The sequence below is a fragment of the Providencia sp. 6390 genome (assembly GCF_058148425.1).
Window position 1 is genome coordinate 165,727 of record NZ_JBYVYL010000011.1, and the last position, 8,228, is coordinate 173,954.

Here is an 8,228-nt window from a genome sequence, read left to right on the forward strand (position 1 = left end):
TCATGACGATGAATAGACAACTAAAATGGAAAGAGCTGCTGTTGATGCCTCTCGATGAGGACAAACAAGCGGCACCTATCGCTGATGATAACCCCGATTGGGAATATATTGATGGCGAAATGATCAAGTTTGGCTCCTTAAGCCATGCTCAATTAAATATTGAAGAGATCCAACGTAAAGCACTGCAATTGTTTGCTAGCGAAACCAAAGACTTTCGCTTATTGGTACATCTTTTGCGTACCTTGCAACATGCCGGAGAGCCGAACGAATTGGCGCTAGCAGCAGAATTATTAGCCGAATTTGTGCGTCATTTTTGGGAGACGAGCTATCCACAAAATATTCGTTTGAAGCAACGCTTAGCAGGGCAAATTCTTAAACGTTTTGATACCGCGCAAGACAGTTTTTGCCGCCAAGCGGATGCGAATCAACGTGATAATATTTTAGGCTCTTTTGCCTTTTTGGCTAAATCGTGGCACTCGCAATGTCCTGATCTATCCGCTGAAATAGATACCCTCAGTCGCCGTTATAGCCGTATCGAACAAAGTGAACCTGCCTTAGTTGTCGCGGCTGCAACGCCTGCTGCGAGTGAAAAACCAGTCGTTGAAAGTGCTCCGCAAGCTCAGGCTCTCGTTATCAGTACACCTAATATTGAAGTTAATCAAAGCGATGAGCGTCAATGGAAGCAAACATTGCTTAAAGTGGCTGAAGCGGTGTGTGAGCAAGCACCTTCCGGCGCGGTGGGGTATTGCTTACGCCGTTATGCGATTTGGCATGCCATCAATGCGTTACCGATGGCGAACAATGAGGGTAAAACGCCATTAGCCCCCGTTTCTCAAGACCGCATCATTGATTATAAAAACCAAATGGCTCAACCATCAATGGAACTGCTGAATAACATTGAGCAGAGCCTGACTTTGTCACCGTATTGGTTTGAAGGCCACATGTTGGCAGGACAAGTGGCGACAAGACTGGGCCATGAACGAGTGGGAGAGGCCATTGCTCAGGAGCTACAGCTATTTTTAAACCGCTTACCTGATTTGGCTAAGTTGAGCTTTTCAGATATGAGCCCTTTTTTGCCTGAAGAAGTGCAATCTTGGCTGAGCAGCTTCCAAAAATCAGCTAATAGCCAATCATCGACTGGCGCTCACAATTTACACGCTGAGCAACAAGAAATTTTGCAATGTTTTGAAGAGCATGGGCTAAGCGAAGCATTAAAACGGGTTGAGAGTTTTATTGCTGCAACTGAAGAGCCTAGAACGCGCTTTTATAGCCAATTGTTATCAGCCCAATTATTTGAGCAAGCAGGTATGACACATATGGCTGAGAACCTTTATCTGCAACTGCATACTGCCGCATTACATTACTCGCTATCAGACTGGGAGCCAGATTTGCTCAATCGTTTAGCACGCAAAGCGCAAGAAAAGCAGGAAATGACCTTTGATAGGAATTCACAACAATGAAATTATCTTTTCTATCCATACCAAAAATAACAGGTTCTCTTAAAAAGCTGTTTTTTGGCGATAAACCAAAAATTAAATCATTTTTACTGCTGTGTTTGGCGTTGCTCCCTGCCATTTTAATTATCTGGATTTGGTGGTGGGGCCCTGAATTTCACTACCAAGACGACTATCCACTGAAAGAACTGAGTGCACGTTGGTTAGCAACCATAGTGATTGTGTTAGTGATTGTCAGTTGGATTGGTTATGCCACATGGAAACGGGTGAAAAAACTGGAAAGCCTCAAACTAGATGTTGAGCTCGCCGTGGTTGATCCTGTCCGTAATGATATTGATTTCCAAAACCGTTACCTTGATTACTGGAAGTCGCAATTTACTCGTCATTTAAATGGCCACACTAACGCGGTTTACCTGCGTCCTTGGTACTTTGTATTAGGGGCTGACGATAGTGGTAAGCAGACACTGCTGAAAAATAGCCTCAATACCTTGGATATTGCACCGACTGAAAATGTCGTCAGTGATCATAAATTACCTATACATATTCAATGTTTGTTGGCAGATAACGCGGTGCTGTTTGTACCGGATGGCAAATTGTTGACCCAACCGATGGGGCCAAATGATAAACCTCAGCTATATCATCGTTTGTGGAATGAATTACTCGATTGGTTAAATACTAATCGTTCAAGACAACCGATGAATGGCATTGTTCTAACTATTGATACCTTGGCGTTGTTAACCAATTCGAAAGAAAAAAATAGTCAATTGATTGCTGACTTACATATGCGTATTGAAGAAGTTCGTATGACATTTAACAGCCAGCTACCACTCTATATCGTATTGACTAAGCTTGATTTATTACGTGGCTTTGATGCTATGTTCCAGTCGTTGGACGCCCAACAACGTAACCAAGTACTGGGTGTTTCTTTTAGCGCTAAAGAAAATGCAAACTGGGAAAAACAACTCAATACATTTTGGACGCAGTGGGTTGGCCAAATGAACAGCGCATTACCTGAGATGATGTTAAATCGTTCTGAAGGTAGTCAGCGTAGCGATTTGTTCAGTTTTGTACGCCAAATTGAAGGTTTACAAAGCAGTGTTAGCAAACTGATCTCATCATTGATTGCGAATAATGAACAAAAAAATATCCGTTTAAGAGGGGTATACCTCACTTCATCAACCCAAATCGGGCAAATTGATGATGTGTTTAGCCAAACGGCATCAGTTCAATATCATTTACCTACCGCACCGTTAACCACTTGGCCGATTGCGGATACACATCCGTATTTCACCCAAAACTTATTCAGTGATGTGCTATTTAGCGAGCCAAACCTAGCGGCAGAAAACCACTATTGGTTGAAAAAACATCGTACCCGTTTATTGGTTGCTTCAACGGTGGGCGTGGTTGGCTTGCTGGTGGTGTGGAATGGCTGGAGCCATTACTACAATAAAAACTACCGTGCAGGTGAAAATGTTCTCAACGAAGTGAAATCTTTCCGCGCGATAGAATCAAGTACCACTAAAGATGTTGACGGTAGTAAACAGCTTCCTGTATTGAACCCATTAAGGGAAGCCGCGTTGGCTTATGGAAACCATCGCGACAAGAGCGGTTTATTATCCGAAATGGGTTTGTACCAAGGCCAAAAAGTTGGGCCGCAAGTTGAAAATGTTTATCTACAATTGCTGACTGAGCGCTTCTTACCGGCGATTATGGCTGGGCTGCTTACTGAGTTAAATGCAGCAGAAAAAGGCAGTGAGGAGAAACTGGAAATTCTGCGTGTGATGCGCATGCTAGATGATAAAAGTGGTCGTAATAATGGTTTAGTTGAAGACTACATGGCGAATTATTGGAGCCAAATCTTTACTGGGCAGCGAGATATCCAGATGCAACTGCGAGGCCACTTACATTATGCGTTAGAGCATACTGATTGGCAGACAGAGCGTAATAGCGGCTCCGTGATTGCCAATAAGGCCTTTATGCCTTTTGCAAAACCAATCAATGATGCACAGAAAGAACTCAGCACCCTCTCTCTTTATCAGCGTGTTTACCAAACTCTCAGATTGAAAGCTAACCAAACATTGTCATCGCCACTGAACCTACGCCATCAAATTGGCCCTGGTTTTAACTCCGTATTCACGGCAATCGATGAAGATAAGCTAGAAATCCCACAATTTCTCACACGTTCGGGGCTAATTAACTACTTTATCAGGCAGAACGATGAGCTGGTTGATTTGACGTTATTAGATGCTTGGGTACTGAGCTTGGCGCGCAATACTCAATACAGTGATAGTGATCGTAAAGAAATTCAACGTCAAATCAGCGAACAGTATCTCAGCGACTACACCGCGCAATGGCGTGGTGCGATGAGCAACTTAGAGATCCGCGAGTTTGACACCATCCAAGACGAAATCAATGCGTTGGAACAAATCATTAGTGGTGAGCAACCTCTACGTCGTGCGCTACAAGTGCTCAGAGATAACACCTCTCTACCAGCCATTGATAGCTCATTGCCTTCGTCAGAACAAAAACAACTGATGGAAGAGCCTAAATACAAGTTATTGAGCCGATTGGATAGAGAGTTTTCCCCAGAAACTGAAATTTTGGTGAGTAATAACGGCGAAAACCTGCAAAACCTCAATCAAAAATTGAACGATCTACACCGTTATTTGTTAAGTATCCAAAACTCACCTGTTCCGGGTAAAGCAGCGTTGAAAGCTGTATCGATGCGTTTGAACGACAACAACCGTGATGTGATTTTTGAGCTATCACAGATGGCGAAAACATTGCCGGAGCCATTGAACCGCTGGGTGGGTGATCTTGCTGACCAAGCATGGAACGTGGTGCAAAAAGAAGCTATTCGTTACATGGAAGTGGAATGGAATGAAAATGTGGTTAAGCAATATAACGCTTATATTGCAGGGCGTTACCCATTCAATCCGAAATCAACCCAAGATGTACCACTGAGTGAATTTGAACGCTTCTTTAAACCAAACGGTACTATCGATAGCTTCTATCAGCAAAATCTACGTTTGTTTGTAGAAAATAATTTGATTGAAAATATGGATGGGCAGTCGCTGATCCGCCCTGATGTATTGGCACAGATTGAGGTTGCAAACCGCATTCGTGACACCTTCTTTACTGCTCAAGGTAACCTTGAAACCCAGTTTGCAGTTGAACCACTGTCACTTTCCGGCAATAAGCGCCGCAGTATTTTGAACCTTGATGGGCAAATTATTGATTACTCACATGGTCGCAGCAATACCGTGCATATGGTTTGGCCAAACTCCATGCGTTCAAATATAGAAAGCAAACTCACATTAGTTCCTCTTTCAGGTGATAAATCGCCGCGTGCGTTAAGTTTTAGTGGCCCGTGGGCACAGTTACGCCTGATCGACAGCGGTAAGTTAATGAATGTGAAACCAAACTCCTTCGATGTGCGTTTCAGCATCGATGGTGGTGACATGACGTACCGTGTGCAAATCGATGAATCTAACAACCCATTCTTTGGGGGATTATTTACCCGATTCCGTTTACCGGAAACCCTTTACTAATGTGCTTTTCGGTATAACAACAAAGGAATAGTGAAATAATGAGTACGCAATCTGAAAATTTAGTGATCAAAGTAGGAGGGTCTCCTCTGGAGACTCCTGAATTTATCGCCTTAAAAGCAGAGTTCAATAAACTAAACCATCCAGCTCGCCCGGAAGTGAGCTGGACACTCATTGAATCGCTTTGCTTAACCTTATTCAAAAACCACGGTATTGATTTGCAGAGTGGTATTTATTACACCATAGCTCGATTACAACTGCATGGGTTAAGTGGCTTCACTGAAGGGACTGAACTGCTTGCCAGTGTTGTCGTCACTCAGTGGGATCACTTATGGCCAGAGCAGCCACACCATCGTGCCGATATTTTAAATTGGTTTAACAGCCGCGCAGGCTCTACCCTGCGCCAGCTCACGTTTGACACCAATGATTTACGTCTAATTTACCGCTCCGAGCGTGCGCTACAGCTGATTATCGACAAACTGGCACAAACCACATGGTCAAAGGTGCCTAAGCTAGAAAACCTACTGTGGTTTTTTCAAAACTCGGCAAAAAACCTCGAACAGCGCGAAGACTCTCTGAGTAAAATCAAAAGCCAAGCGGTAAAACTGCCACCTTTGGTGTATATCCAGCAACCGAAAGCTCAGCAAGAACTGCCAATACAATCGATTATTATTGAAACGCCTGCGCCATCAGAGCCTGCACCGCTGCCTATCCAAGAAAAAATGAGCGCGACAAAAGGCTTTTTTATTGGCTTAGTGGCTAGCGCTGTATTATTTGCGGGTATTGGTTACGCCGTGTATTACCCCCTCAAACAGGCGCTGATTGCCACTACCTCAGTGCCTGAAGGTGCCGCAGCGCGCTGGTTATTTAAACCTGAACTCGCTAGCTATTCAGATAGCCTGAATCTTTTGGAAAAGCAATCACCTGTTTTTAGCTTAAAACTTTCTGACTCCCTTGTGGAAACAGCAAAAGGGTTATGGCCGAACGATGCCGACCAAGCCTACGCTAGTCGCAATTGGCAAAACCTGATCACCACTCGACTCGAAAATGCCCCCATCGATGACAGTTGGTCAGAAACCACTGCGCTGTTGCAACAGCTGTCAGACAAAATTGTCATGCAAGAGCGCAATCGCGGTAGCTTCACCCTGTCTTATTTGAAAACCGCAATCTATGACATCCAAAAACAACATAACAAAAGCACGCCAGTGGAAGAAAAACTGCGTGAGTTCGCGCTGCAAATCGACAGTGGTCAGCCCATTTCACCCACACTGATCAGCAATATCGATGGGCAAATTAATGGTTTGCTAGCGCGTTACTACGAACTGCAAAAGCAGGCAGAAAAGCAGGGTTTAAAACCCAACTCATACTAAAACATGAGTCGATGGCATGATAGCGGAAAGAGATAAACCATGAGTGAAATTAAATACCTACAAGAAAAGCAATATTTGCAGAAACTGGCTGATAACTATGCGCAAGAGAAGCCACATCTTGCGCATGTTTTAGACCCACAAGATCCGCATACGGGCTACCTACTTGAAGGGTTTGCTTTTCTTTCCGCACGTTTGCAAGAAAAAATTGATGACGCTTTTCCTGAGATCACCTTACCTTTGTTACAGCGTTTAGGCTCTCAGGCCATCAAAGGGTTACCTTCGACGGCGATTATTCAAGTCGACCAAACGGAGGTGGTTAATTACCCTTACCATATTCCAGCCGGTCATTCTGTGTTGGGATCTGATGGTGCCAGTTTTAGCCTGTGCTATGGCATGACGCTGCAACCGTTCACCATTGTTGAGAAAAAAATCACGCATCAACCGAATCGCAGCTGCATTTCATTGAGTGTGAGGTATCGTGGACAACTCACCTCACAGATGACGGCGGCCTTAAACCTGTTTTTAAGCAAAGAAAAAAGTGTCGCTGATGCCTTAATGTTGGGGTTTAGCCAATATTTTGATTATATCGAGTTGGCTCATCAGGGTAAGTACTATCGTGGCAACAATATCGATTTTTCCTTCGAACCGAAAATCGGTAAGCAGTATCAAATCTTTCAGCAATCCGACTGTGGGCTATCGGCTCCTCAGCAACTGTTAGAAGGTTTCTATCTGCCGCATGTACATCATTTTATTGATATTGATATACCCTCGATAGTGAAAGAACTGGATTGGCAAACTGATCCCATTGTCGTCATCAATATCTACTTCAATCAGCAGTTGCCGATCACCCCAGCACAATGTGAAGACAGCTTCTATTTAAACTGTGTGCCCACGATTGACCGAGAAAAACAGAATAAATTAGAAATGGATTTTCAGTATGGTACATCGTCCTATTTATTGCCGATCCCCGCTAACCACTATTTGGCGAGTTTATCGGATGTTCAATTGGCGCTGCAATCACATGAGAAAGAGCGTGGATTATATTGTCATTTTTACCCGATGACCGATTTCACGGCGGCATCACGGTTACTTCCTCAATATCAACAAGCGCTGTTTTATGCCTTGACCATCGAGACAGATATTCGTGGGCGCACCCTGTATTACTTGAATTTCTATACCAATCAGGGAGAACCCATGACCTTGCCGCCGAGTCAGTGTTTCTCCTGCCAATATATTAGTTTTGAGCGCTACCAAGACGGTCGCGTGGGGGTATTAAATCAGCACAATGAGAAAGTGCCTGAAGGGGTGGTGACGGAAAATATCACCGTATTATCAAATTGCTATCCACCGATTGTGAATGACAAATATTATTGGCAACTGCTCTCTCACTACAGCGCCAATGCGTTTATGTTGATGTCACTGCCCACCATTAAGCAGATGCTATCAGACTATATCTTATACCGTGAAAACGACCGGCAAGTGACTCGAAAATTGGAGCGGCTGCTAGCAGGTTGTGTTGCACTCAACACCCATCTCTATGATTACATTCTTAAAGGTAAGACTCACCGCTGCTTATCGCTGAGCCTGACCCTCGATCGTGGCCAATTTGAAAATGAAGGGGAAGCCTTCATGTTTGTGACGCATTTGTACCATTTTTTCCCGTTTTGTTTATCTGAAAACATGTTGTTAGAGATGTCCGTGAACTTTGGCGATAGCGATTTACCGACGTGGTATCTATCGCCCTCACCACTACAAGGCTATAAATCGCTGCTGTAGCCATTGATTGAGGGATGGCGTGGTGACTCACTGCGTCATATGACACATTGAACTAAGTATGGAAACAACTGATGCCAACG

4 protein-coding genes are annotated in these 8,228 nt (G+C 44.0%); all 4 read left to right on the forward strand.

What is annotated here, in order from left to right; all coding sequences use genetic code 11:
- Positions 1-2 precede the first annotated feature (2 nt).
- The 4 genes from tssA to AC3Z9T_RS19730 are packed head-to-tail and all read left to right on the forward strand — an operon-like array spanning position 3 to position 8,148.
- On the forward strand, positions 3-1,460 hold the full coding sequence (tssA, locus tag AC3Z9T_RS19715; RefSeq protein ID WP_490127787.1) for a type VI secretion system protein TssA: 1,458 nt from the start codon (positions 3-5) through the stop codon (positions 1,458-1,460).
- A complete protein-coding gene (tssM, locus tag AC3Z9T_RS19720) occupies positions 1,457-5,005 on the forward strand; it encodes a type VI secretion system membrane subunit TssM (protein ID WP_490127788.1) in 3,549 nt (1,182 codons plus the stop codon). Before tssA ends, tssM begins: the two co-directional genes overlap by 4 nt.
- Before the next feature lie 38 nt (positions 5,006-5,043).
- The gene (locus tag AC3Z9T_RS19725) at positions 5,044-6,372 is read left to right on the forward strand and encodes a VasL domain-containing protein (RefSeq protein ID WP_490127789.1); all 1,329 of its coding nucleotides are present in this window, start codon (positions 5,044-5,046) and stop codon (positions 6,370-6,372) included.
- 39 nt (positions 6,373-6,411) lie between these two features.
- Complete coding sequence (locus tag AC3Z9T_RS19730; protein ID WP_490127790.1) at positions 6,412-8,148, forward strand: type VI secretion system baseplate subunit TssF; 1,737 nt, start codon at positions 6,412-6,414, stop codon at positions 8,146-8,148.
- Positions 8,149-8,228 lie beyond the last annotated feature (80 nt).